Origin of the sequence: Massilia sp. S19_KUP03_FR1, from assembly GCF_036688685.1 — a bacterium.
GTDB lineage: Bacteria > Pseudomonadota > Gammaproteobacteria > Burkholderiales > Burkholderiaceae_D > JALYUM01.
On record NZ_JAQQPS010000005.1, the window covers coordinates 183,577 to 206,311 of the forward strand.

Annotated in this window: 20 protein-coding genes; 13 read left to right on the forward strand and 7 right to left on the reverse strand. The window is 61.2% G+C overall.

Going from position 1 to position 22,735, the window contains the following annotated elements:
• Window positions 1-63: 63 nt before the first annotated feature.
• Complete coding sequence (locus V6M87_RS07405; protein ID WP_332875957.1) at window positions 64-564, forward strand: hypothetical protein; 501 nt, start codon at window positions 64-66, stop codon at window positions 562-564.
• A 12-nt stretch (window positions 565-576) separates the two neighbouring features.
• Here V6M87_RS07405 and minE read toward each other — a convergent pair whose 3' ends face one another.
• Genes minE through minC form a run of 3 tightly spaced genes read right to left on the reverse strand, consistent with a single transcriptional unit; the run spans window position 577 to window position 2,447 of the window.
• Window positions 577-828, reverse strand: a complete 252-nt coding sequence (gene minE, locus V6M87_RS07410) for a cell division topological specificity factor MinE (protein WP_332875958.1) — start codon at window positions 826-828, stop codon at window positions 577-579.
• Window position 829: 1 nt separating this feature from the next.
• Complete coding sequence (gene minD, locus V6M87_RS07415) at window positions 830-1,645, reverse strand: septum site-determining protein MinD (protein WP_332875959.1); 816 nt, start codon at window positions 1,643-1,645, stop codon at window positions 830-832.
• Between the two features lie 28 nt (window positions 1,646-1,673).
• Window positions 1,674-2,447 (reverse strand): septum site-determining protein MinC, encoded by a 774-nt coding sequence (gene minC, locus V6M87_RS07420; RefSeq protein WP_332875960.1) that lies wholly within the window; start codon window positions 2,445-2,447, stop codon window positions 1,674-1,676.
• 305 nt (window positions 2,448-2,752) lie between these two features.
• Here minC and V6M87_RS07425 point away from each other — a divergent pair, with 305 nt between their 5' ends.
• The 4 genes from V6M87_RS07425 (at window position 2,753) to V6M87_RS07440 (ending at window position 7,787) form a co-directional block, all read left to right on the forward strand.
• Window positions 2,753-3,931, forward strand: coding sequence for an acetyl-CoA C-acetyltransferase (locus V6M87_RS07425; protein WP_332875961.1), 1,179 nt, complete (start codon window positions 2,753-2,755; stop codon window positions 3,929-3,931).
• Between the two features lie 52 nt (window positions 3,932-3,983).
• Window positions 3,984-4,724, forward strand: a complete 741-nt coding sequence (phbB, locus tag V6M87_RS07430; RefSeq protein WP_332875962.1) for an acetoacetyl-CoA reductase — start codon at window positions 3,984-3,986, stop codon at window positions 4,722-4,724.
• A 278-nt stretch (window positions 4,725-5,002) separates the two neighbouring features.
• A complete protein-coding gene (locus V6M87_RS07435) occupies window positions 5,003-6,550 on the forward strand; it encodes an MBOAT family O-acyltransferase (protein WP_442920560.1) in 1,548 nt (515 codons plus the stop codon).
• Window positions 6,551-6,563: 13 nt separating this feature from the next.
• A complete protein-coding gene (locus tag V6M87_RS07440) occupies window positions 6,564-7,787 on the forward strand; it encodes a hypothetical protein (RefSeq protein WP_332875964.1) in 1,224 nt (407 codons plus the stop codon).
• A gap of 52 nt (window positions 7,788-7,839) precedes the next feature.
• Here the strand turns inward: V6M87_RS07440 and V6M87_RS07445 are convergent, their stop codons facing one another.
• On the reverse strand, window positions 7,840-8,259 hold the full coding sequence (locus V6M87_RS07445; protein ID WP_332875965.1) for an SRPBCC family protein: 420 nt from the start codon (window positions 8,257-8,259) through the stop codon (window positions 7,840-7,842).
• Between the two features lie 168 nt (window positions 8,260-8,427).
• On the opposite strand from V6M87_RS07445, the gene pip reads away from it, so the two are divergent.
• The 3 genes from pip to V6M87_RS07460 are packed head-to-tail and all read left to right on the forward strand — an operon-like array spanning window position 8,428 to window position 10,362.
• Window positions 8,428-9,384, forward strand: coding sequence for a prolyl aminopeptidase (gene pip / locus V6M87_RS07450; RefSeq protein WP_332875966.1), 957 nt, complete (start codon window positions 8,428-8,430; stop codon window positions 9,382-9,384).
• A gap of 47 nt (window positions 9,385-9,431) precedes the next feature.
• Window positions 9,432-9,878 carry a DUF2721 domain-containing protein gene (locus V6M87_RS07455; RefSeq protein WP_332875967.1) on the forward strand — a complete coding sequence of 149 codons (447 nt, stop codon included), beginning with the start codon at window positions 9,432-9,434 and terminating at the stop codon, window positions 9,876-9,878.
• 31 nt (window positions 9,879-9,909) lie between these two features.
• Window positions 9,910-10,362, forward strand: coding sequence for a hypothetical protein (locus tag V6M87_RS07460; RefSeq protein WP_332875968.1), 453 nt, complete (start codon window positions 9,910-9,912; stop codon window positions 10,360-10,362).
• On the opposite strand, the gene V6M87_RS07465 is transcribed toward V6M87_RS07460, so the two are convergent.
• Entirely contained in the window at window positions 10,359-11,279 is a 921-nt protein-coding gene (locus tag V6M87_RS07465) for an aspartyl protease family protein (RefSeq protein ID WP_332875969.1), read from the reverse strand. The genes V6M87_RS07460 and V6M87_RS07465 overlap by 4 nt on opposite strands.
• Before the next feature lie 227 nt (window positions 11,280-11,506).
• Here V6M87_RS07465 and V6M87_RS07470 point away from each other — a divergent pair, with 227 nt between their 5' ends.
• Entirely contained in the window at window positions 11,507-13,534 is a 2,028-nt protein-coding gene (locus tag V6M87_RS07470; protein WP_332875970.1) for an NADPH-dependent 2,4-dienoyl-CoA reductase, read from the forward strand.
• A 193-nt stretch (window positions 13,535-13,727) separates the two neighbouring features.
• On the opposite strand, the gene V6M87_RS07475 is transcribed toward V6M87_RS07470, so the two are convergent.
• Both V6M87_RS07475 and V6M87_RS07480 read right to left on the reverse strand, forming a co-directional pair.
• On the reverse strand, window positions 13,728-14,849 hold the full coding sequence (locus V6M87_RS07475) for a beta-ketoacyl-ACP synthase III (RefSeq protein WP_332875971.1): 1,122 nt from the start codon (window positions 14,847-14,849) through the stop codon (window positions 13,728-13,730).
• Window positions 14,850-14,955: 106 nt separating this feature from the next.
• The gene (locus tag V6M87_RS07480) at window positions 14,956-16,359 is read right to left on the reverse strand and encodes a S41 family peptidase (RefSeq protein ID WP_332875972.1); all 1,404 of its coding nucleotides are present in this window, start codon (window positions 16,357-16,359) and stop codon (window positions 14,956-14,958) included.
• 211 nt (window positions 16,360-16,570) lie between these two features.
• On the opposite strand from V6M87_RS07480, the gene V6M87_RS07485 reads away from it, so the two are divergent.
• The 4 genes from V6M87_RS07485 (at window position 16,571) to V6M87_RS07500 (ending at window position 22,702) form a co-directional block, all read left to right on the forward strand.
• Window positions 16,571-17,134: a hypothetical protein gene (locus V6M87_RS07485; RefSeq protein WP_332875973.1), complete on the forward strand. Its 564-nt coding sequence runs from the start codon at window positions 16,571-16,573 to the stop codon at window positions 17,132-17,134.
• 252 nt (window positions 17,135-17,386) lie between these two features.
• A complete protein-coding gene (locus V6M87_RS07490) occupies window positions 17,387-19,387 on the forward strand; it encodes a M13 family metallopeptidase (RefSeq protein ID WP_332876072.1) in 2,001 nt (666 codons plus the stop codon).
• A gap of 74 nt (window positions 19,388-19,461) precedes the next feature.
• Entirely contained in the window at window positions 19,462-21,513 is a 2,052-nt protein-coding gene (locus tag V6M87_RS07495) for a M13 family metallopeptidase (RefSeq protein WP_332875974.1), read from the forward strand.
• 157 nt (window positions 21,514-21,670) lie between these two features.
• Window positions 21,671-22,702, forward strand: coding sequence for an acyltransferase family protein (locus V6M87_RS07500; protein ID WP_332875975.1), 1,032 nt, complete (start codon window positions 21,671-21,673; stop codon window positions 22,700-22,702).
• Window positions 22,703-22,735: the final 33 nt, after the last annotated feature.

Here is a 22,735-nt window from a genome sequence, read left to right on the forward strand (position 1 = left end):
GACGCTACACTGAAGCCGCAGCAAACTCAATCGCTTTCTTTCCCCTCATCTGTTTGTGATCTTATGCCAACAAAAATCAAGCTTTCCAAGGACGCTGCACTGGTGCCGATCAACGAATTGGAACTCGAACGCGTGCGCGAACAATGTCGCAAGATGGTGCGCAGCAAGGCGCTGCGCTCGGCCGGCATGGCGGCGTTGCCCATTCCCGGGGTCGACCTGGTGTCCGATTTGACCATGTTTGCAAATGTGGTCGAAGAGGTGAATCTGGCCTTTGGCCTGACGCCGGCCCAGATCGAGCGCCTGCAGCCGCGCTTCAAGATCATCGCTTACCAGGCCATCGGCAGCCTCAGCGGCATGTTGGTGGGGAAACTGGTGACGCGCGAACTGGTCATGCAAATACTGAAACGTTCGGGCGCGAAAATCGCGGCCAAGTCAGCCACGAAAATTGTGCCCATTGCAGGTTCGGTGGCAGCTGCGGCCATCGGCTTCGTGCTGTTTCGCCAGATGGGCTACCAGCATGTCGAAGCCTGCGCAAAAGTGGCACGCCAGGTGCGCGCCGCTTGAGACTGCGCCTGTTTAGGCGTCCGGCAACACCACGTTGACGTCGAGGACTTCCAGGTTGCCCTGGCGGTCCAGCGAAATCTTGATGTCGTCGGCGTTCACCTTGGTGTACTTGGAGATCACTTCGATCAACTCGCGGTGCAGGGCCGGCAGGAAGTCCGGCCCGCTGCGGTTGGTGCGCTCGCGCGCGATAATGATCTGCAAGCGCTCCTTGGCAGCCGTGGCGCTTTTCGGCTTGGGCGGGAACAGGAATGAGAGCAGGGCCATATCACTTCGCTCCGAAAATACGCTGGAACAATCCTGGCTTTTCATAGCTGGTAAAGCGCAGCGGCAGTTCTTCGCCCAGGAAACGTGAGACCACGTCTTCGTAGGCTTCAGCGACATCCGTGCCCTTGAAGTGGATGGCCGGGTTGCCCTGGTTCGATGCGTGCAGCACCGATTCCGATTCCGGAATGATGCCGATCAGCGGAATGCGCAGAATTTCCTGCACGTCCTGGTACGACAGCATTTCGTCGTTCTCGACCCGTTTCGGCGAGTAACGGGTAATCAGCAAGTGCTCCTTGACCGGCTCGGCGCCGGTCTGGGCGCGGCGCGACTTGGCCTGGATGATGCCCAGGATGCGGTCTGAATCGCGCACCGACGACACTTCCGGGTTGGTCACGATGATCGCTTCGTCGGCAAACGTCAGCGCCATCAGCGCGCCATGCTCGATACCGGCCGGCGAATCGCAGATGATGTATTCGAAACCCATGTTGATCAGGTCGTTGAGCACGCGCTCGACGCCTTCTTCCGACAGGGCGTCCTTATCGCGCGTCTGCGAGGCCGGCAGAATAAACAGGTTGTCGCAGTGTTTGTCCTTGATCAGTGCCTGGTTCAGCGATGCTTCACCGTTGATGACGTTGATCAGGTCATACACCACACGCCGTTCGCAACCCATGATCAGGTCGAGATTGCGCAGGCCGACGTCAAAGTCGAGCACGGCGGTCTTGTGGCCGCGCTGGGCCAGGCCCGTGGAAAAACTGGCGCTCGAGGTGGTCTTGCCCACGCCGCCCTTGCCGGACGTTACAACAATAATTCGTGCCAAAATTAAGTCCTTTACATTAGCTGGCGCTTCAGGCGCGAGGCGCCGGGGTGAGCGGGAGTATATCGATTCGGTCGCCAACCAGGCGTACCTGGTTCGGCTGGCGTGCGAGGTCAGCGGGGAAGCCTTCGTCGAAGGTGCGGTACACGCCGGCAATCGAGACCAGTTCCGGCGCCATCGTCAGCGCAAAAATGCGCGCGCTCGGGTCGCCCGAGGCGCCGGCCAGCGCGCGCCCGTGCAGCGCGGCGTAAATGTGGATGCTGCCGTCGGCGATGACTTCGGCGCCATTGTTCACGGTGGCCGTCACGATCAAATCGCAGCCGCGCGCGTAAATACGCTGACCGGCGCGGACCGGGGTGTCGACGACCATGGTCGCCAACGGTGCGGGCGCGGCAACGGGCGCCGCCGCCGGGGCGGGCGCCGGCACGGGGGCGGGTGCCGCGACTACCACGACAGGCGCCGGTTCGGATGGGGGGCGCACGCCGCTCGAGCCATCGTCCAGTGCCAGGCCATGCGCGCGGATGGTGTCGACCAGCGTTGCCGGCGCACCGCGCACGGCCACAGCATTGAGGCGGTAGCGCCGCAGCAGATCGACCAGTGCACGCCAGTCGATCGACCCGACGTCGCCGGCGATGGCGCTGATGTCGATCACGGCGAAGTCGTCGTCGAAGAAGTCGGAGCTGCCTCCCGTCATTTGCCGCAGCGCGGCATCGATCGCCAGCGGGTCGGCAGAATGCAGGATCGCCGAAATGGCGACCACCGTGGAAATCTTGATTTCGATGGGCAGAGGAGGGCTTTTGATCATGAAGCGGTTTTGATTGGCGTTAGCCGTGCATTCTACTTTGAAATTTAGTCCAAAGGGCAACGGTTTTAAGAGTCATTCTCATAGGCAACGAATGAGATTTGCCATTGGATAATTGAGCCGTAACAAGGGTCAGATTAAATCAGAATCCGGGCAGTTGATTTCACTGGATAAGCTGATAAGATTGATTTTGATCAAACGCGCATTGACGCTGAAACCTATGATTCATCCCTTGCGGTCCCATGCAGCGGGCCGCGTGGACGCGTGCAGCGCAACCCCCTGGCCAGGCCAGGATTTTGGAGATACACATGGAAGATGTCGTAATCGTCGCCGCCGGCCGCACGGCCGTTGGCAAATTTGGTGGCACCCTGTCAAAAATTCCCGCAGCAGACCTTGGCGCGCATGTCATCAAGAACCTGCTCGCGCAAATCGGCCTCGATCCGGCCAGCATCAATGAAGTCATCATGGGGCAAGTCCTCACTGCCGGCAACGGCCAGAATCCGGCGCGCCAGGCTGTCATCAAGGCCGGCTTGCCGGACATGGTCCCGGCCTTCACTGTCGGCAAAGTCTGCGGCAGCGGCCTGAAAGCCACCCATCTGGCCGCGCAAGCCATCAAATGCGGCGATGCCGACATCATCGTCGCCGGCGGCATGGAAAACATGAGCGCATCACCGCACGTGCTCAATGGTTCGCGCGACGGTTTCCGCATGGGCGACGCCAAGCTGGTCGACACCATGATCGTCGACGGCCTGTGGGATGTGTATAACCAGTACCACATGGGTGTCACCGCCGAAAACGTTGCCAGGAAATTCGACATTTCGCGCGCGGCGCAGGACGAATTCGCACTGCACTCGCAACAGAAAGCCGAAGCTGCCCATAAAGAAGGCAAGTTCAAGGACGAAATCATTCCGCTGGAAATTCCGTCGAAGAAGGGCACTGTCGTGTTCGATACCGACGAATATCCGAAACACGGCAGCACGCTCGAAGCGCTGGCCAGCTTGCGTCCGGCGTTCAATAAGGAAGGCAGCGTCACCGCCGGCAATGCATCGGGCCTGAACGACGGCGCCGCCGCCGTCATCATGATGTCCGCCTCGAAAGCCAAGGAACTCGGCTTGAAACCGCTGGCGCGCATCAAGGCCTATGCATCGTCGGGCCTGGACCCGGCCATCATGGGCATGGGCCCGGTGTCCGCTACGCGCCTGTGCCTGCAAAAAGCCGGCTGGACGCATGAAGACGTCGACCTGATGGAAATTAACGAAGCGTTTGCCGCACAAGCGCTCGCCGTCAACAAGGAAATGGGCTGGGATACCAGCAAGATCAACGTGAATGGCGGCGCCATTGCGCTGGGCCACCCGATCGGCGCATCTGGCGCGCGCGTGCTGGTGACCTTGCTGCATGAAATGGTGCGGCGCGATGCCAAGCGTGGCTTGGCCAGCCTGTGCATTGGCGGCGGCATGGGCGTAGCGCTGGCGGTCGAGCGCGACTGATTCGAGCAGGGCGAGCAGCAACAAGGAAATCACATAAAAAGGGGAGATGACAATGGCCAGAGTTGCATTGGTTACCGGCGGGATGGGCGGATTGGGTGAGGCAGTTTGTATCAAACTGGCAGCGTTGGGTTACCGGGTCGTGACGACCTATTCGCCTGGCAACAAGAAGGTCGATGGCTGGCTGGCTTCCACCAAGGACATGGGCTTTGACTTCAAGGCCTATGAATGCGATGTGTCCGATTACGATTCAGCGCAAGCATGCGTCACCAAAATCGAGCAGGAAGTCGGTCCGGTGGACGTGCTGGTGAACAACGCCGGCATCACGCGTGACATGACCTTCAAAAAGATGGATAAAGTCAGCTGGGACGCCGTGATGGGCACCAACCTCGACTCGGTGTTCAACATGACCAAGCCGGTGTGCGACGGCATGGTCGAGCGCGGCTGGGGCCGGATCATCAACATCTCCTCCGTCAATGGCCAGAAGGGCGCCTTCGGCCAAACCAATTACTCCGCCGCCAAAGCCGGCATGCACGGTTTCACCAAGGCGCTGGCGCTGGAAGTGGCCCGCAAGGGTGTCACCGTGAACACCATTTCGCCAGGTTACATCGGCACCAAGATGGTGATGGAGATTCCAACCGACGTATTGGAAAGCAAAATCATTCCGCAAATTCCCATGGCGCGACTGGGCAAGCCGGAAGAAGTCGCAGGCCTGGTGGCTTACCTGTCGTCCGACGAAGCCGCCTTCGTCACCGGCGCAAATATCGCCATCAATGGCGGTCAGCACATGTCGTAAATAAAATTGGTCAGCCGCATACTGCTGGCGGCATCTGGAACCACCCCTCTCGCAGGGGTGTTTTTTTGCCTGCTGCCGGCCTGACTCAGTGCCTTGCAATGGCAAAAAGGCAATAGTGTTGCATTTGTGCCATAAACATCCCTTTCTTTGGACACGAGACGTTCGCAAGAATATTTTCCCCGTAAAATAATGGCGATTGTGCAAGTCTTTGCGCTTATACCCATGTCCTGAAGTGGCGGCTTTGTCCGCGCCATCCGGGCGCATTTCAGGGCCTCTGGATGTTATTTAATTCATATGTATTTTTGTTGGCGTTTTTGCCAATCACTGCGCTCGGATTTTTCCTGATCGGACGACGTAGCCAGCTGTTTGCCGCTGGCTGGCTGGCCGCGGCGTCACTGTTTTTTTATGGCTGGTGGGATGTTCGATACCTGCCGCTGCTGTTGGCGTCGATTACCTTCAACTACTGGTGCGCGATGCATCTGCGGCCAAGGCGTCATCCGCGCGCGAAGCTGCTGCTGGCCTGCGCAATTGGCGCCAACCTCGCCTTGCTGGTGTATTACAAATATGCGGGCTTTTTTGCAGCCAGTTTCAGTGAATTGACCGGCAGTCCCCGCATTCTTCTGCAGATCGTCTTGCCGATCGGCATATCGTTTTTCACGTTCACCCAAATCGCCTTTTTGGTCGATACCTATCAGGGCAAGGTCGTCGAAAGCCGCTTTGTCTATTACCTCCTGTTCGTCACGTATTTCCCCCATTTGATCGCCGGGCCGGTGCTGCACCACAAGGAGATGATGCCGCAGTTCGCCGACCGGCGTATCTATCGTTTTTCGGCGCGCGAAATGGCAGTCGGTGCCACGATTTTCTGCATCGGTCTGGCAAAAAAGGTACTTATTGCAGACAATATCGCGCCTTATGCGTCGCCCTTGTTCGAACATCCGGATGCGCCCTCGCTGCTGCTTGCCTGGAGCGGCGTGCTGGCCTATACCTTCCAGCTGTATTTCGACTTCTCCGGCTATTCCGACATGGCGATCGGCCTGTCGCGCATGTTCGGTGTAAAGCTGCCACTCAATTTCGACTCGCCGTACAAGTCGCAAAACATCGCCCAGTTCTGGCGCAAATGGCATATGACGCTGTCGCGTTTCCTACGCGACTACTTATATATTCCGCTGGGCGGAAATCGCCATGGCCCGGGGCGCCGTTATGCCAACCTGATGGCGACAATGGTGCTGGGCGGACTGTGGCACGGGGCAGGCTGGAATTTTGTCGTATGGGGTTTCCTGCATGGCTTGTACCTTTCCATCCACCAGGTGTGGGCCAATGCGGCGAAGGCGCTGCACCTGCCCGTCGATGCAAAGCCATGGAAAGTCATTGCAACCCTGCTCACGTTTATCGCCGTTTGCATCGCCTGGGTGTTTTTCCGCGCGCAGGACATGGCCACAGCATTGACGATTCTGCGCGGCATGCACGGCGGTTTTGGTGTCGCCCTCCCTGATTCGGTCATGCATGGCTTGCACGCGGTCCAACCACTGTTGGCACGCATGGGTGTGTCCAGTTACCTGGGCGGTGGTTCTGTGTTCATCGAGGCGTGGGGCTGGATCGCGTTCGCAGCCTTGATCGCGTTTCTGTTTCCCAACACGCAGGAAATTGTGCGCCGATACGAGCCTGCACTTGACTTCGTCCCTGGCGCCGGCAATCTGTCTGGCCGTCTCGGTCGCGCGCTGGTCTGGGCGCCGACGCGCAAGTGGGCGGTCGCGCTAGGTGTGCTGGCGCTGGCGAGCCTGCTGGCCTTGAATCGCCCGGCCGATTTCCTGTATTTCCAATTCTAGAATGAAGGCCAGCGTGAGCGATTCCTCTCCTGATTTTGCACGCTTCCTGGCGCGATCTGCGCTAGTGCTCCTGTGTGGCTGCGCCGCCGTGACCACGCTGGTCATCGCGGTCGACCCATATGGCTTGTATGGCGTGGTCGGACCGGGCCGCTTCAGCACGGTCAAGCCAGCGTTGAATCGTTACCAGGAACAGATCAAACAAGTGCGTGCCGTGCAGGCGCGTCCCAATTTCGTCATCCTGGGAAATTCGCGTGCGGAGATTGGCCTCGACCCCAAAGCCAGTGCTTTCCAGGCCGTGGGCGGACAGGGCTACAACCTTGCCATCGCCGGCACCGGGATTGGCACCTCGGTTCGCCAGCTGGCGCAATTGCAGGCCGCAGGCATCGAACCGAAAACAGTGATCATCGGTGTCGAGTTTCTCGATTTCCTCCCCAGTGCGACGGCGCCGCCCGTCGTGTCGGCATTACCGGAGCCGGCGCCCGCGGCGGTGCCGTCCGGCCCCGTATTCTGGCAGTTTGACGCCTTGTTTTCGCTCGCCTCGGTGAAGGAGGCCTTGCGTACCCTGCGCATCCAGCATGATGAGGAAGCGGCCACGATCGATCCGGATGGGTTCAATCCCCTGAAGGAGTATCGTGCCTATGTGCGCAACGACGGCTACGCGAAAATTTTCGCGCAGCGCGCCCAGGAAAACGCGCGTGCGTTTCAGCGTAAATCGACGACGGCGCTCAATCCTGCCGATGTGAAGCGCTTGCAGGCACTTCTGGCAACGGCCACGGCCATGCGTGCCGACGTCAAACTGGTCATTTATCCCTACCACGCACAAATCCTCGCGTTGTTTGAGGCTGCCGGGCTGTGGCCGCAGTTCGAAGCATGGAAGCACGTGGTGGTGGCGGTCGTCGCGAAGGCACAGCGCGATCATCCTGATGCAAAGATTGCCCTGTTCGATTTCAGCGGCTTTGGCGCTTACAACTGCGAGGCCGTTCCCGACGCTGGCGACGCCGGCGCGTCAACCAAGTGGTATTGGGAGGGCGGCCATTTCAAGAAGCAACTTGGCGATATCGTCCTGGCACGTGTCATGTCAGCGCAGGGACCAGCCCTCCAGCAAGCCGCTTTCGGGTTCAAACTTGACCAGGCAAGCGAGCTGGACAATGTTGCGCGTATTGCGGCAGAGCGGAACGCATGTGCCGCCGCCCATCCTGCCACGTTTGAATCGGCACGCAGGCTCATTTCCGGGTAGCGCAAGAAGGCTGAGCGCCGGGTGTTGCCGTGCCTGCGGAGCGTCCGGCTTGTCAGGTGGCGCTGCGGCGCTGCCCTTCGACGTAGCCTTTGAAATTGTCCAGGATTGCCTGCCAGCCTACACGTTGCTGCTGTTCCGAATGGGTCTGCTCGGCATCGAACGACACCGTCACATCAATGCCGTCCGGCATGGCGGCAAAGGTGATGTGGGCCTGCCGGTCGCCGAACGCGTAATCGATGCGCTCGTTGGGGATCACGCGCGTATAGGTGCCGGCGAAGTCGAAACCGATGCTGCCATCCTTCGCTTCCATGCGCGACGAGAAGGCGCCGCCTTCACGCAGGTCGACGGTGGCCGCAGTGGTGTGCCAGTCGGGTGACGCCGCATTCCATTGTTTGATGTCGTCAGGCGAGGTGTAGGCACGCCAGACCGCGTCCATCGGCGCCGCGACCGTGGTATTGACCGTGATTTTCATGTGTTCTCCCGATGGTGAGCAATGTAAAGACGATGGCAAGGCTGGGAGCTTACGACATTTTTTGATGGCTGGGCGCGCTACAGGCGCCGCGCTGTCGCACATTCTTCTGGCTGCAACTGACCGTACCGGTACGCTACAATCAGCAGCATGATCTCTGAAAGAAGCACCATGCCAGCCAGCCCGCTCTGCTTGTTCCCGCCCATCCTCCCCATCCGTCACGGGATGCTGAAAGTCGATGGACGCCATACCCTGTATTGGGAGGAAGTCGGCAATCCGAACGGCATCCCGGTGCTGTTTCTGCATGGCGGCCCGGGCGCCGGCTTGTCGCCCCAGCACCGGCGCTTTTTCGATTCGCAGGCGTATCGCATCATCCTGTTCGACCAGCGCGGCGCCGGCAAATCGACGCCGCTGGGTGAGTGGCGCGACAACACGACCGATTTGCTGATCGAGGACATCGAGCGCCTGCGCGTCAAATTCGCCATCGACCAGTGGCTGATCTTCGGCGGCTCGTGGGGCTCGACGCTGGCGCTGGCCTACGGTGAAGCGCATCCGCAGCGCTGCCTCGGCTTCGTGCTGCGCGGGATTTTTCTGTGCACGCAGGCCGAGATCGACTTTTTCCTGCACGGCGTGCGCTGGTTTTACCCTGAGCTGTACGCCGATTTCATCGCGCCCATCCCCATGGCCGAGCGCGCTGATCTGTTAAACGCGTACGCGCGCCGCCTGTTGTGCGACGACCCGGCCGTCTACTGGCCGGCCGCGCGCGCGTGGAGCCGCTTCGAAGGGCGGCGCGTGTTCCTGCTGCCGCAGCCGGAAGAGAAGTCGTCCGATACGCTCGACCTGGGCGTAGGCCGCCTCGAATCGCACTACATGGCCAATGGCGCATTTTTGTCCGAAGACCAGCTGGTACGCAATGTGGGGCGCATCGCCCACTTGCCGGCCGTGATCGTGCAGGGCCGCTACGACGTGATCTGCCCGCCGTTGTCGGCCTGGCGCCTGCATCAGGCCTGGCCCGGTTCGCACCTCGACATGGTCCCCGATGCCGGCCACGGCGCCCTCGAGGCCGGCATCGCCGCGGCACTGGTGCGCGCTACCGAACAATTCAAGCGCACGCGCAGTTTTGATTGAACGACCCCGACTGCTACACTAGCGACACAACAACGACATCACTGCCTATGAACATTCAAGTGAGCGATATCGGCCACATCATTCAGCTGGCCATCGCCCCGGTTTTCCTGTTGACCGGCGTGGCGACCAAGCTGTCCGTGCTGATCAATCGCCTGGCGCGCATCATCGACCGTACCCGAGTGCTGGAAGACCGCCTGCTGGTGGCCAACAACGACCGCTATACACAGGAACTATCCGAGATGTACAAGCGCTCGCACCTGATCAATTATGCGATCACCTGCAGCACCGCGTGCGGCTTGTTGATCTGCCTGGTCATTGCGATGCTGTTCATCGGCGACACCCTGAACCTCAAGCTGGACCGGTACATTGCGCTGTTTTTCGTGGTGGCCATGCTGGCGCTGATCAGCAGCTTTGTGCTGTTCCTGCTCGAGATCCGCATCGCCGCCCGCCACATGCGCTTGCGCCACCTGAACAGCTTGCCGAACCAGCATTAACTGCGCATTACTTTATCGAATCGAGCTGCATATGCATGACTACCAACGTCCTCCGACCCTGTATCGCTATGGCCGCCGCGCCGACCTCGAGCAGGCCTTGGCCAGCGGCCAGCTGCGCCTGATTCCGGCCAACCGCTGCCTGACGTTTTCGCTCTCGCAAGCGTGGGACAAGGATTTGTTCGAGGTGTTCGATGCCGATGCCTGCCTCGTCATCCACAACACGGAAGAATTCGGCGAGCGCCTGCACAAAGCGGTGCAGCGCACCTTGCCGAACTGGGCCGGCATCGACGGCGCCGTCGAATATGGCGTGCGCGCCGCGCTGGGCGCGGCGTTCACCAAAACCAGCGCCGAAGCGCATGAGCAGGAGTGGCAATTTGCCTGGCGCTCGCTGTCGCCGCAAGCGACCCTGAATCCCGTCACGGTGCGCATCGGCAGCCTGGAGCAGTATGCCGAACTGCGCGCGCCCGACAGTTATTCGTCTTAAAGCCTTGCGCCGTCGACCGGGCTTTTCGGGAACACCGGTCCGCCCAGGTACGAGAAATAAAACAGCATCTGGCTTTGTGACAGCAAGACGTGATGCGATTGTAAAAAGTCGCGACCCAGGATGACCTGGTGCTCCTTGCGGCCGATGTAGTCCGCCGGGCTGTCCATGACGCCGATGCGCGGATGCTGGATCACTTCGTCGCCAATCGCAAAGCTGTCGAACGTCTGGTGCCAGACGGTTCTGGTCTCGCTGCCGATGCCGCGTGCCGTGCCGTCGGCGACCACGCCAGGCGCTTCGGTCGAAAAGCCCAGTTTGCGGGCGACGTCCAGATCGATGACGGTGCTGTCCGAACCGCTATCGATCAGCGCCCACAGCGCCACGCCATTGACGTGCACCTGGACCAGCGGCTTGGTCGAGCCGCGGGAAAATTTCATCGGCACGCTCGACGCATCCTTGTCCCAGTAGGCCAGCGCCTTGTCCTGGCAATGATCGGCGCGAAAGAGTTTGATGCGTTTGTCGGAGAAATCGAGTTCCAGGTCGTATTGCAGCAGAAAGTCGTCGCCGACAATGCCGGCCATACCAGAATTCTCCAGCGAGTCGACCACCGGGAAGCGCATGTTTTTCGCATGCGCGCCACCGATCGCGAAATCTTTCACCTTGACCAGGAACAGCGACGTCCTGCCGCCCACGCCCTGTACTTGCCGGCTGGTTCGCTCCGGATTCAGGCCCTGGTTGTCGGCTTCGGCACGCAGCACGAGCGTGGCGTCGGATCCCGTGTCGAGCAGCATTCGTACAGGCCTGCCATTGATTTCACCGTCGACCGTCGGGGCGGCCGATCCGGCAGCATGGGAGATGTCGAGACTGGCTTGCTCGATGAAGCGGCAAGCGTTGTCCGCCCGCGCAAGGGGCGCGGACAACAAGAGGACCGCAAAAAAAGAAAAGTGGAGGCGTTTCTGGGTAGTGCGCGTCATGGAGAACCTGGTCATTGGTGGAAGAAAGGCAGGCATGATTATGACTACTAATTACTTTATTAATATGACAAAGTGTTGAAAAAATTTATTTAGCCGAACGGCGCGAACTGCGATTAGTGACACGCCTCCAGCCACACGCTGTAATGTCACGATTCCCTATCGATTGGCTGACCATGTCCCAGTTCCCTCACTTGCTCGCCCCGCTTGACCTGGGTTTTACCACGCTGCGCAACCGCGTCATCATGGGTTCGATGCACACCGGCCTGGAAGACAGGTTTTACAACTACGGCAAGCTGGCCGCGTTCTATCGAGAGCGCGCGAGAGGCGGTGTCGGGCTGATCGTCACCGGCGGCATTTCGCCGAATCGCCAGGGCTGGCTGCTGCCCTTTGGCGGCACGCTGAACTTCGCCGGCGATGTACTCAATCACCGCCGCGTCACCCGGGCTGTGCACGAAGAAGGCGGCAAGATCCTGCTGCAGATCCTGCACGCCGGGAGATATGGCTACCAGCCGCTGGTGGTGTCAGCGTCCAGCGCAAAGTCGCCCATTTCTCCGTTCAAGCCGCGCGCCTTGAGCGCCGCCGGCATCGAGTCGACCATCAGGGCCTACATCCGCTGCGCGAAGCTGGCGCGCCGGGCTGGCTACGACGGCATCGAAGTGATGGGCAGCGAAGGCTATTTGCTCAACCAGTTCCTGTGCGCGCGCACCAACCGCCGCACCGATAACTGGGGCGGCCCCATCGAGAATCGCATGCGTCTGCCGGTCGACATCGTGCGCCGCATCCGGGCGGCAGTGGGACGCGACTTCATCATCATGTACCGCCACTCGGTGCTCGACCTGGTCGAGGGCGGCAATACCTGGGACGAGGTGGTGCTGGTGGCGCAGGCCCTGGCGGCGGCCGGCGTGACGATTCTGAATACCGGCTACGGCTGGCATGAAGCGCGCGTGCCGACCATCGTCACCTCGGTGCCGCGCGGTGCCTTTGCCAGCATCGCCGGCAAGCTGCGTGCGGCCGTCACCATCCCCGTGGTGGCGTCGAACCGCATCAACATGCCGCGCGAGGCCGACGATATCCTGGCACGCGGCGACGCCGACCTGGTCTCGATGGCGCGCCCGTTCCTGGCCGATGCGGCCTTTGTCGCCAAGGCGGCGGCGGGACGCGCAGACGAAATCAACACGTGCATCGGCTGCAACCAGGCCTGCCTGGACCACACCTTCGCCAACCAGCGCGCCACCTGTCTGGTCAACCCGCGCGCCTGCCACGAGACCGAGTTGAACTACAAGGTGGCAGCGGTGAGGCGCAAGGTGGCGGTGGTGGGCGCGGGACCGGCTGGCCTGTCGGCGGCGACCGTGGCGGCCGAATGCGGCCACGACGTCACCTTGTTCGAATCGGGCGCGGACCTGGGCGGGCAGTTCCGCATCGCCATGCAGATTCCGGGCAAGGAGGAATTCGCCGAGACCATCCGTTATTTCAGGCGCAAGCTGGAAACCACCGGCGTGAGCGTGCGCCTGAACACGCGCGTCACGCGCGAGCAGCTGCGCGCCGGTGGCTACGACCACGTGATCGTGGCCACCGGCATTGCAGTGCGCATGCCGCGCATCGCCGGCATCGACCATCCGAAGGTGCTGTCCTACCTCGACGTCCTGCGTGACAAGGCGCCGGTGGGCAAGCGCGTGGCGATTGTCGGCGCGGGCGGTATCGGCTTCGACATGGGCGAGTTTTTGCTGCACGACGCGGCGCACCCCTTGCCGGTACCGGTGGCGGCATGGGCGGCAGAGTGGGGCGTCGATTTGCAGGTGCGCGCGGCGGGCGGCTTGATGGCGCCAACGCCGGTGGTTCCGGTGCGCGAGCTGTTCCTGCTGCAGCGGAAGACCAGCAAACCTGGCGCGGGCCTGGGTAAAACGTCAGGCTGGGTGCACCGCGCGACCTTGTTGCGCCACGGCGTGACCATGCTGGCGGGCGTCACCTATGAGCGCATCGATGACGCCGGGCTGCACATTACCGTGGGAGGCGTGGCGCGCTTGCTGGAGGTGGACAACGTCGTTATCTGTGCGGGGCAGGATAGCCTGGACGAGTTGATGCCGGACGCGGGGACGCAGGGCGGGCCGGTGTTTCACAAGATCGGCGGGGCGGCGCTGGCGGCGGAGCTGGATGCGAAGCGGGCGATTCGGGAGGGGGCGGTGCTGGGGGCGAGTTTGTAGATTAGTCGCTACCTCACATCGACACCACCGTCATGCTCGCCATTGGCGAACCTGACTCATGGCGAAAGCCGGGATCCATGCTGAGCGTCGTGTTCCGCGGCGGTTCACCTTCACCATGAACACGTGCGGGTTATGGGTCCCGGCCTGCGCCGGGATGACGACTCGTAGTGAAACTTGCTAAATAGTTTACGGCTTACAGCTTGCGCACCACCACGCAGCCAATCGAATACCCGGCGCCGAACGAACAAATCACGCCCAGCGCGCCGACCGGCAAATCGTCCTGGTACTTGTGGAACGCAATGATCGACCCGGCCGACGAGGTGTTCGCGTAGGTGTCGAGAATCACCGGCGCCTCGCCAGGCAGCGCATCGCGCCCCAGCAGCAGGCGGATGATCAGCAGGTTCATGTTCAGGTTGGCCTGGTGCAGCCAGTAGCGCGCCACGTCCGCCACGTCCAGACCTGCAGCTTCGACGGTGGCGCGAATCATCTCGGCCGCCATCGGGCACACTTCCTTGAACACCTTGCGGCCCTGCTGGCGAAACAGTTTGTCGGCGTCGCCCGCTTTGTCTTCGTCGAATCGGTTCATGAAGCCGAAGTTGTTGCGGATATTGTTCGAAAAACTCGTCTTCAGTTTCGATTCGAGGATCTCGAAGCAGTGTTTGCCGACAGCGGCGTCTTTCGCTTCGATGACGATCGCCGTGCACGCGTCGCCAAAAATGAAGTGGCTGTCGCGGTCGCGGAAGTTCAAATGGCCGCTGGTGATTTCCGGGTTCAGCACCAGTACCGCGCGGGCCTGGCCGGTTTGCACGGCTGCCATCGCGGTCTGGATGCCGAACGTGGCCGACGAGCAGGCCACGTTCATGTCGAAACCGTAGCCCTCGATGCCGAGTGCGTCCTGCACTTCGACAGCCATGGCCGGGTAGGCGCGCTGCATGTTCGAGCAGGCCACCAGCACCATGTCGATGTCGGCGGCAGTGCGGCCCGCGCGCGCGAGCGCGTCGCGCGCGGCGGCCACGCACATCTCCGCTTGCAGGGAGATCTGCTCGTCCGGACGGTCGGCGATGCGCGGCGTCATGCGCGCTGGATCGATCACGCCCGCCTTCTCCATCACGTAGCGCGACTTGATGCCGGAGGCTTTTTCGATAAAGCCCGGGCTGGACCGCTCGACCGCCGTCACGGTGCCGGTGGCGATCGCGTCCGCGTGTTCTGTATTGAAAGCGTCAGCGTGCGCGTTGAAGGCCTCGACCAGCTCTTCGTTGGAGATCGAATGCGGTGGCGTAAACAGGCCGGTACCGCTGATGACGACAGATTTCATGGTAAGTCTTTCGATTCGATTTGGCCGGTCCAGCCGGCGGTTGGCGCCGATTCTACACAATCGCAAGGCAGGGGGGAATTGTCGGACCGACCAAGCAAGCGTTTCATCAGGGCGGCGTGGCCTGCGCGGCCGACAGCAGCACCTTCTGTCCCTTCAGGTAGCGCAGCGCCTGCGCCAGCTGGAAGTCGTCGGCGCTGCCGAACTGCAGGGGTTTGCGCGCCAGTTCGCGCAGATACAGGCGGGTCTGTGCTTCGAGGTCGTCGGCGCGCATGCTCGCCTCCTTGCTGCGGTCGTTCGCCAGATGGTGCTCCAGGTCGGCCTCGCGCATGCGCAGCGAATTCATGCCGTCGCTGTCGACGTATTCGTCCACGCGCAGGTCGGGCACGATGCCGTGCGCCTGGATCGAGCGCCCGGACGGCGTGTAGTAGCGCGCCGTGGTTAGCTTGATGGCCGCATCGAGACCGACCGGGCTGATGGTCTGCACCGAACCCTTGCCGAAGGTGCGGCTGCCGATCACGGTGGCGCGCTTGTAGTCCTGCAGGGCGCCGGCGACGATTTCCGACGCCGATGCCGAACCGGTATTGACCAGCACGACCATCGGCACGGTTTTCAGGCCCGCCGGCAAACCGGCCAGCGCGTCGCCATTTTTGAGCATGTAATCCTGCGCCGTGCCATAGAAATGCTGGCGCGAGTCGGCGCGCTGGCCATGCGTCGAGACGATCTCGGCGCCTTTCGGCAAAAACGCCGCCGCCGCTCCCACCGCGCCTTGCAGCAGGCCGCCCGGATCGTTGCGCAGATCGAGCACCAGGCCCTTGAGGTCGGGGTCCTGGCGGTACAGGGCGGCCAGCTTGGCGGCAAGATCGTCGAGTGTCGGTTCCTGAAACTGGGCGATGCGCAGCCAGGCGTAGCCCGGTTCGACCAGCGCGCCCTTGACGCTTTTCTGGACGATTTGCGAACGGGTGATGGTGAATTTCAAAGGCGCGATGTGGCCGCTGCGCAGGACCGTCAGGGTCACTTGCGTGCCCGGTTCGCCGCGCATGCGGCGCACCGCGTCGTCGACCGGCGCGCCGCGCACGGCAACGCCGTCGACGTTGGTCACCAGGTCGCCCGCCTGGATGCCGGCCAGCGCCGCTGGCGCGCCTTCGATCGGTTCGACGATGCGCACATACCCATCATCGCTGCTGGAAATTTCGATGCCCAGGCCGACGAACTTGCCTGCGGTCCCCTCGCGCAGGGCGCGGTAGGAGCGGCGGTCGAGGAATGCGGAATGCGGGTCGAGGCTGGCGACCATGCCGCTGGTCGCTTCCTGCAGCAGGGCCTTGTCGTCGGTGACGGGATCGACGTAATCGGTCTTGATGACCGCGTAGACATCGGCCAGCTGGCGCAGCGCCTCGAGTGGCAATGCTGGCTCCAGCGGTTTTTGCGCGAGCGCGGAAAACTGCATCGTGATTGCCACGCCGAAGATGGCGCCGAGCGCGATCAGGCCGGCATTGTGTAGTTTGAAGGCCATGGTCGCGCCAGTATAAACCGCCTTCCGATCCTTGCGTCGGGACGAATGTAAATCCGTGTCGGGATTTGAAAGCGCCCCGTAAAGATTTGTAAGCTTCTGCTGACGCCGGCGAATTTGCCCTATTCTTGACCTCGGTTTCTCGCTTTACTTCTCGTGAAGTGGTCTTTTGCCCATGGTTCCGGCCGTGGGCTTTTTTTTGTTGAAAGTCGCTATGACCCGTATCCCCTTCAAACTGGCGCTGTCCGTGCTGCTGGTGCTAAGCGCCGCCGCGCCATCGTTCGCCGTGCCGGTGACGAGCATCCACGCCGAAGAACTCATCGCCATGGCGCCGGACCTGCGCACCGCGCTGGCGCTGAACGCCAACCAGAAAATCCTGTGGGTCCAGGTCGACGGCCGCAGCCACGCCATCCTGCGCGAGCGCGCCTCGCGCCGCGAACGCTTGCAGCGCCAGGCCAAAACCGTCGTGACGACGCCAGCGCCCGAACTGCGCACGCTGGGCGCCGCCATGGATGCGGAAGACGCCGCAATTGCGCTTGAGGACAAGCAGTTGCGTGAGCTGTGGCTGACGGTGAACGACGCCCTCGATGAAAAGCAGCGCCTGCTGGTGGCACAATTCATCGGTGAGCAGCTGGAGCGCGTCGAAGGCGGCCCGATGCGCAACGGTGAACCGAAAGAGCGCGACAGTGGAGAAAAGCGGCCGCGCGGCGGCGCCAAAGGTGGCGCGGGCGGCATGGGCAACGGTGGCATCAATATCGGCACCGGCATGGGCCAGTAACGGCTCTGTGTATCAAAAAGTAAAAATCCTTTCTCAGGCGTAGTTCGCTCTGCCGCTAACGCTAGAATGATTCACCGCCGACGCCAGCCGTCGGCGGTGGCGTTCGCGCGCACATCGTGTAGCGCTGTCTGCCGACCCCTGCAGACATATGTTACATTTTGCCGACCGGCTACAAAGCCGGACTTTTATCAGCAATGCACCTGAGGATTACCTGTGAAACGACATCTTTTGAGCACCCTTGCCCTGTCCATCATGGCAGCGTTTGCCAGCACGGGCGCGCTCGCCCAGCAAGGCACCGCATCCGGTATCGATACCCAGTTCATCGAGCCGGGCGTGCGCGCGCAGGACGACTTTTTTACTTACCTGAACGGCAAGTGGCTCAAAACGACGGAAATACCATCGGACAAAGCCAGCTGGGGCACCTTCATGCAACTGCGCGGCGACACCGAGCCGCAATTGCGTGCGCTGATCGAAAAAGACGCTGCCGACAAGAAAAAGAAAGCCGGCACCGACGAGCAGAAAATTGGCGACCTGTACACCAGCTTCATGGACGAAAAGACGCTGGAAAAGCTGGGCTACAAGCCGCTGACCGGTGAACTGAATAAAATCCGCGCGCTGAAAGACAAAAAAGGCATTCCTGCCCTGAGCGCGCACCTGGCGCAAATCGGCGTCGCCACCCCGTACGGCATCTATATCGGCCAGGACCAGCGCGCTTCTACCAAATACGCCGCCTATATCGGCCAGAGCGGCCTGGGCATGCCGGACCGCGACTACTACCTCAAGCTTGACGACAAGCGCATGGTCGACACGCGCACCAAGTACCAGGCGCACGTGGCAAAAATCCTGGCACTGGCCGGCGAGAAAAATGCCGATGCCAAGGCGAAAGACATCCTCGCCTTTGAAACCGCGCTGGCCGAAGTGCAGTGGACCAAGGTGGAAAACCGCGATCCGGTGAAACGCTACAATAAGGTCGAGGTCAACAAGCTGGGCGAGCTGACCCCGGGCTACGACTGGGCCGCCGCGCTGGCCGCAGCCGGCATCGCCGGCAAGACCGATTATGTCATCGTCGCTCAGCCAAGCTACCTGAAAGGGATGAGCGAGATCCTGGCGAAAACCGATCTCGCCACCATCAAGGCCTACCTTGAATGGCAGACGCTGCGCGCGTACTCCGACTACCTGTCGAAGGATTTCGTCGACGCCGACTTCGCGTTCTACGGCACCGTCCTGACCGGCGTGACCGAAAACCGTCCACGCTGGAAAATTGCGGTCTCGACCGTCGAAGGCTCGATCGGCGAAGCGGTAGGCCGCCAGTACGTGCAGGCCTACTTCCAGGCCGATAAAAAAGCGCGCATGCAGGAGCTGGTGAAAAACATCCTGGCCGCCTACAAGGAAAGCATCGATACGCTCGACTGGATGAGCCCGGAAACGAAGAAGGAAGCGCAGGCGAAACTGGCCAAGTTCACGCCAAAAATCGGTTATCCGGACAAATGGCGCGATTACACCTCGCTGACCGTCAAGCCGAATGACCTGGTGGGCAACGTCATGCGCGCCCGCACCTTCGCCTACAACCGCAACAAGAACAAGCTGGGCCAGCCGATCGACCGCAGCGAGTGGGGCATGACGCCGCAAACCGTCAACGCCTACTACAGCAGCACGATGAATGAAATCGTGTTCCCGGCATCGATCCTGCAAAAGCCGTTTTTTGACGCGAATGCCGACGACGCTGTCAACTATGGTGCGATCGGCGCTGTGATCGGCCACGAAATCAGCCACGGTTTCGACGACAAGGGTAGCCAGTCCGATGGCGACGGCAACCTGCGCGACTGGTGGACGGCCGAAGACAAGGCCAAGTTCAAGGCCAAGACCGACGCGCTGGTGAAACAGTACGGCAACTTCAGCCCCTTGCCTGGTTATCCGGTCAACGGCGAATTGACGCTGGGCGAAAACATCGGCGACAACTCGGGCCTGGCGATTGCCTACAAAGCCTACAAAATTTCCCTGCAAGGCAAAGCGGCGCCGGTAATCGACGGCTTGACCGGCGACCAGCGCTTCTTCATGGGCTGGGGCCAGGTATGGCGTTCCAAAATGCGCGAAGCCCAGCAGATCGTGCAAGTGAAAACCGACCCGCATTCGCCCGGCCAGTTCCGCACCAATGGTACAGTTACCAATCAGCCGGCGTTTTATGAAGCGTTTGGTGTGAAAGCAGGCGACAAGATGTACGTGGCGCCGCAAGACCGCGTCATCATCTGGTAACAGCAAGGCAATAACAACATGGCCGGCGCCACGAGCGCCGGCCGCACATTCCACCATCCACGGGAGAGCATTACATGAATCGTTATTTACTGAGCGCATTGACTCTGAGTCTGCTGGCCAGCGTCGCGCACAGCGCCGACACCACCAAGCATCCAAAAGCGGCCTCGACGCTGAGCGCCGGCATTGCCACCGAATACATCGACCCGAGCGTGCGCGCCCAGGACGATTTCTTCACTTACCTGAACGGCAAGTGGATCAAGAGCACCGAAATTCCAGCCGACAAATCGAGCTGGGGTTCGTTCGCCAAGCTGCGCGACGACACACTGCCGATCCTGCGCACCATCATCGAAACCTCCGCCGCCAACAAGGCCGCGCCCGGCACCGATGCCCAGCGCGTCGGCGATTTCTACGCCAGCTTCATGGATGAGCCGAAGCTGGAACAACTGGGCCTGTCGCCGCTGAATGCCGAGCTGGCCAAGATTGCCTCGATCAAGGACAAGTCTGAATTGCCGGCCATGCTGGCGCACCTGGGCCAGCTGGGCGTGTCGGTGCCGTTCGACTTTGGCATCCACCAGGACGCCAAGGATTCGACCAAATATGTGGCCGATATCGGCCAGGGTGGCCTGGGCATGCCCGACCGCGATTACTATCTGAAAGCGGACGACAAGAAACTTGCCGATGCGCGCGCCAAGTACCAAGTCCACGCCGAAAAAATGCTGGCGCTGGCCGGCTCGAAAAACGCCGCCGCCGAAGCGCAGGCCATCGTCGATTTCGAGACCGCCCTCGCCAAGGTGCAGTGGACCAACGTCGAAAACCGCGACCCGATCAAGACCTACAACAAGGTGATGCTGGCCGACATGGCCAAGACCGCCCCGGGTTTCAACTGGCAAGGCTGGCTGGACGCCAGCGGCATTGCGCCAAAAACGACCTATGTCATCGTCTCGCAGCCAACTTACCTGAAGGCCTTCGCCGGTGTGGCCGAGCAGACCGCGCTCGACACCTGGAAAGCGTATCTGCGCCTGCACCTCATCGAGGGTTATGCCTCGTACCTGTCGAAAGCCTACGTCGACGAGCGCTTCTCGTTCTACGGCACGACGCTGTCGGGCGTGACGCAGATGGAACCGCGCTGGAAGCGTGGCGTGGGCGCCGTCGAGCGTTCGCTGGGCGAAATCGTCGGCAAACTGTACGTGGAACAGAACTTCCCGGCCGAGCGCAAGGTGCGCATGGAAGCACTGGTCGCGAACTTGCTGGCTGCGTATAAAGACAGCATCAACAAGCTCGACTGGATGAGCCCGGCCACCAAGAAAGAGGCACAGGGCAAGCTGGCCAAGTTCACCCCAAAAATTGGCTACCCGAACAAGTGGAAAGATTACGCGGCACTGGCCGTCGCGCGTGACGACCTGGCTGGCAACGTGATGCGCTCGCGCATCGTCGAATCGAACCGTGAACTCAATAAGCTGGGTAAACCGATCGACCGCGACGAGTGGGGCATGACGCCGCAAACCGTGAACGCGTATTACAACCCTGAGCTGAACGAAATCGTGTTCCCGGCCTCGATCCTGCAGCCGCCGTTTTTTGATGCGAATGCGGACGATGCGGCCAATTACGGCGGCATCGGCGCGGTCATCGGCCACGAAATCAGCCACGGTTTCGACGACCAGGGCGCGCAATATGACGGCGACGGCAATCTGCGCGACTGGTGGAGCGCTTCCGACCACAAAAACTTTGCGGCCAAGACCAAGATGCTGGTCAAGCAGTACAGCGGCTACAGCCCGCTGCCTGGCTACAACGTCAATGGCGAGCTGACCCTGGGCGAAAACATCGCCGACAACTCGGGCCTGGCGATTGCCTATAAAGCGTACAAGATCTCGCTGAAGGGCAAAAAAGCGCCCGTGATCAATGGTTTGACCGGCGACCAGCGTTTCTACATGGGCTGGGCGCAAGTCTGGCGCGTCAAAATGCGTGAAGCGCAGCAAGTTGTGCAAGTGAAAACCGACCCGCACTCGCCGGGCCAGTTCCGCGCCAACGGCACCTTGATGAACCAGCCGGCGTTTTACTCGGCGTTTGGCGTGAAGCAGGGCGACAAGATGTATCTGGCGCCGGGCGATCGGGTGATCATCTGGTAAGACTTTCGCTGCCCCAACGGGCAGTGAGTTGCAACACGAACCGCCCGGCTAACATGCCGGGCGTTTTTTCGATTTAATTTTTTATTACTTGTTGATGCGCGCAGTGGCGTTGCAATTTGGATGGACGCGTTCGGTACCTCCGGACAGGAGGCAAAGTATGGATATCCAATCTACGAAGTCGATACCGTATCTCGACGGCTGGCGCGGCGTGGCGATTTTGCTGGTGCTGTATTCCCACTTTTTTGTCGGCGCAGGCGGCGACCTCGGTGTGGTCCTGTTTTTTGTGCTGTCTGGGTTTCTGGTCAGCGATTTGCTGTTCCAGCGCCAGACCGGGATCGGGCGTTTTTTCTGGCGCCGCGCGACCCGCATTTTGCCCACATACTGGCTGTATCTGGGAGTGATGGCCGGCTACACGGCATGGCTGCAGCCGGTGCCTTATGTCGTGCCATTCGACGAAATGGCTTCCACACTGGTTTTTTTACGCACCTATTTCCCCGCTGACCAATCGATCTGGTCCAACAGCTGGCCGATCGGCCATTTGTGGTCGCTCAACGTCGAAGAGCACGCTTACCTCGTGCTTGGATTACTCGCAGCGTTACTGCCAGTCATCGGCACCCGCATGCTGCTGCGTGCCCTGATGCTGACCTGCGTCGTTGCGATGTGCCTGGTGATTGCTTACTACGCGCGCACGCCGCCTGCCGGCGCATCGCCGTGGATCCTGCGTACCGAATGTGCCGCGCTCGGGTTGATGGCGTCGGCCTGGATCCATGCCAGCCGGCCGCTGGCGACCCGGACCTTGATCCGGCATGGACACTGGTTGATCACGCCGCTGTCTCTGGCGGCTGCCTTGCTGTGCTACTTGCCGCAAGCGCCGTATCTTGCGGCGCCTGGACTGGCCCCGCTGTTGCTGGCGGTCTCAGTCAACTATCTCGATAGTGCACCGGCGCCATTGCTGCGCCTGCTGTCTCTGCCATTGCTGCGCTGGTTCGGGCTGTGTTCGTATTCGCTGTATATCTGGCAGCAGCCGTTTTACAAGGCCATGACCCTGTACGGACTATCTCGCGTGGCGGCTCCGGCCCTGGCACTGGCGGCGGGAATCGGCGCGTTTTATTTGTTTGAGCATCCGGTGCGGCGCTACTTGAACCGGATTTGGCAACAGCACCTGGAGCGCACGGTGCAGCCTGCGTGATGCGTCGTCCTGACCACGTTCGACGCAGCCGGG

Bases quoted from the DNA above. Each gene is read 5' to 3' on its own strand.
- V6M87_RS07405 (WP_332875957.1), top strand. From the start codon at position 64: ATGCCAACAAAAATCAAGCTTTCCAAGGACGCTGCACTGGTGCCGATC.
- minE (WP_332875958.1), bottom strand. From the start codon at position 828: ATGGCCCTGCTCTCATTCCTGTTCCCGCCCAAGCCGAAAAGCGCCACG.
- minC (WP_332875960.1), bottom strand. From the start codon at position 2,447: ATGATCAAAAGCCCTCCTCTGCCCATCGAAATCAAGATTTCCACGGTG.
- V6M87_RS07425 (WP_332875961.1), top strand. From the start codon at position 2,753: ATGGAAGATGTCGTAATCGTCGCCGCCGGCCGCACGGCCGTTGGCAAA.
- phbB (WP_332875962.1), top strand. From the start codon at position 3,984: ATGGCCAGAGTTGCATTGGTTACCGGCGGGATGGGCGGATTGGGTGAG.
- V6M87_RS07435 (WP_442920560.1), top strand. From the start codon at position 5,003: ATGTTATTTAATTCATATGTATTTTTGTTGGCGTTTTTGCCAATCACT.
- V6M87_RS07445 (WP_332875965.1), bottom strand. From the start codon at position 8,259: ATGAAAATCACGGTCAATACCACGGTCGCGGCGCCGATGGACGCGGTC.
- pip (WP_332875966.1), top strand. From the start codon at position 8,428: ATGCCAGCCAGCCCGCTCTGCTTGTTCCCGCCCATCCTCCCCATCCGT.
- V6M87_RS07455 (WP_332875967.1), top strand. From the start codon at position 9,432: ATGAACATTCAAGTGAGCGATATCGGCCACATCATTCAGCTGGCCATC.
- V6M87_RS07460 (WP_332875968.1), top strand. From the start codon at position 9,910: ATGCATGACTACCAACGTCCTCCGACCCTGTATCGCTATGGCCGCCGC.
- V6M87_RS07470 (WP_332875970.1), top strand. From the start codon at position 11,507: ATGTCCCAGTTCCCTCACTTGCTCGCCCCGCTTGACCTGGGTTTTACC.
- V6M87_RS07475 (WP_332875971.1), bottom strand. From the start codon at position 14,849: ATGAAATCTGTCGTCATCAGCGGTACCGGCCTGTTTACGCCACCGCAT.
- V6M87_RS07480 (WP_332875972.1), bottom strand. From the start codon at position 16,359: ATGGCCTTCAAACTACACAATGCCGGCCTGATCGCGCTCGGCGCCATC.
- V6M87_RS07485 (WP_332875973.1), top strand. From the start codon at position 16,571: ATGACCCGTATCCCCTTCAAACTGGCGCTGTCCGTGCTGCTGGTGCTA.
- V6M87_RS07490 (WP_332876072.1), top strand. From the start codon at position 17,387: ATGGCAGCGTTTGCCAGCACGGGCGCGCTCGCCCAGCAAGGCACCGCA.
- V6M87_RS07495 (WP_332875974.1), top strand. From the start codon at position 19,462: ATGAATCGTTATTTACTGAGCGCATTGACTCTGAGTCTGCTGGCCAGC.
- V6M87_RS07500 (WP_332875975.1), top strand. From the start codon at position 21,671: ATGGATATCCAATCTACGAAGTCGATACCGTATCTCGACGGCTGGCGC.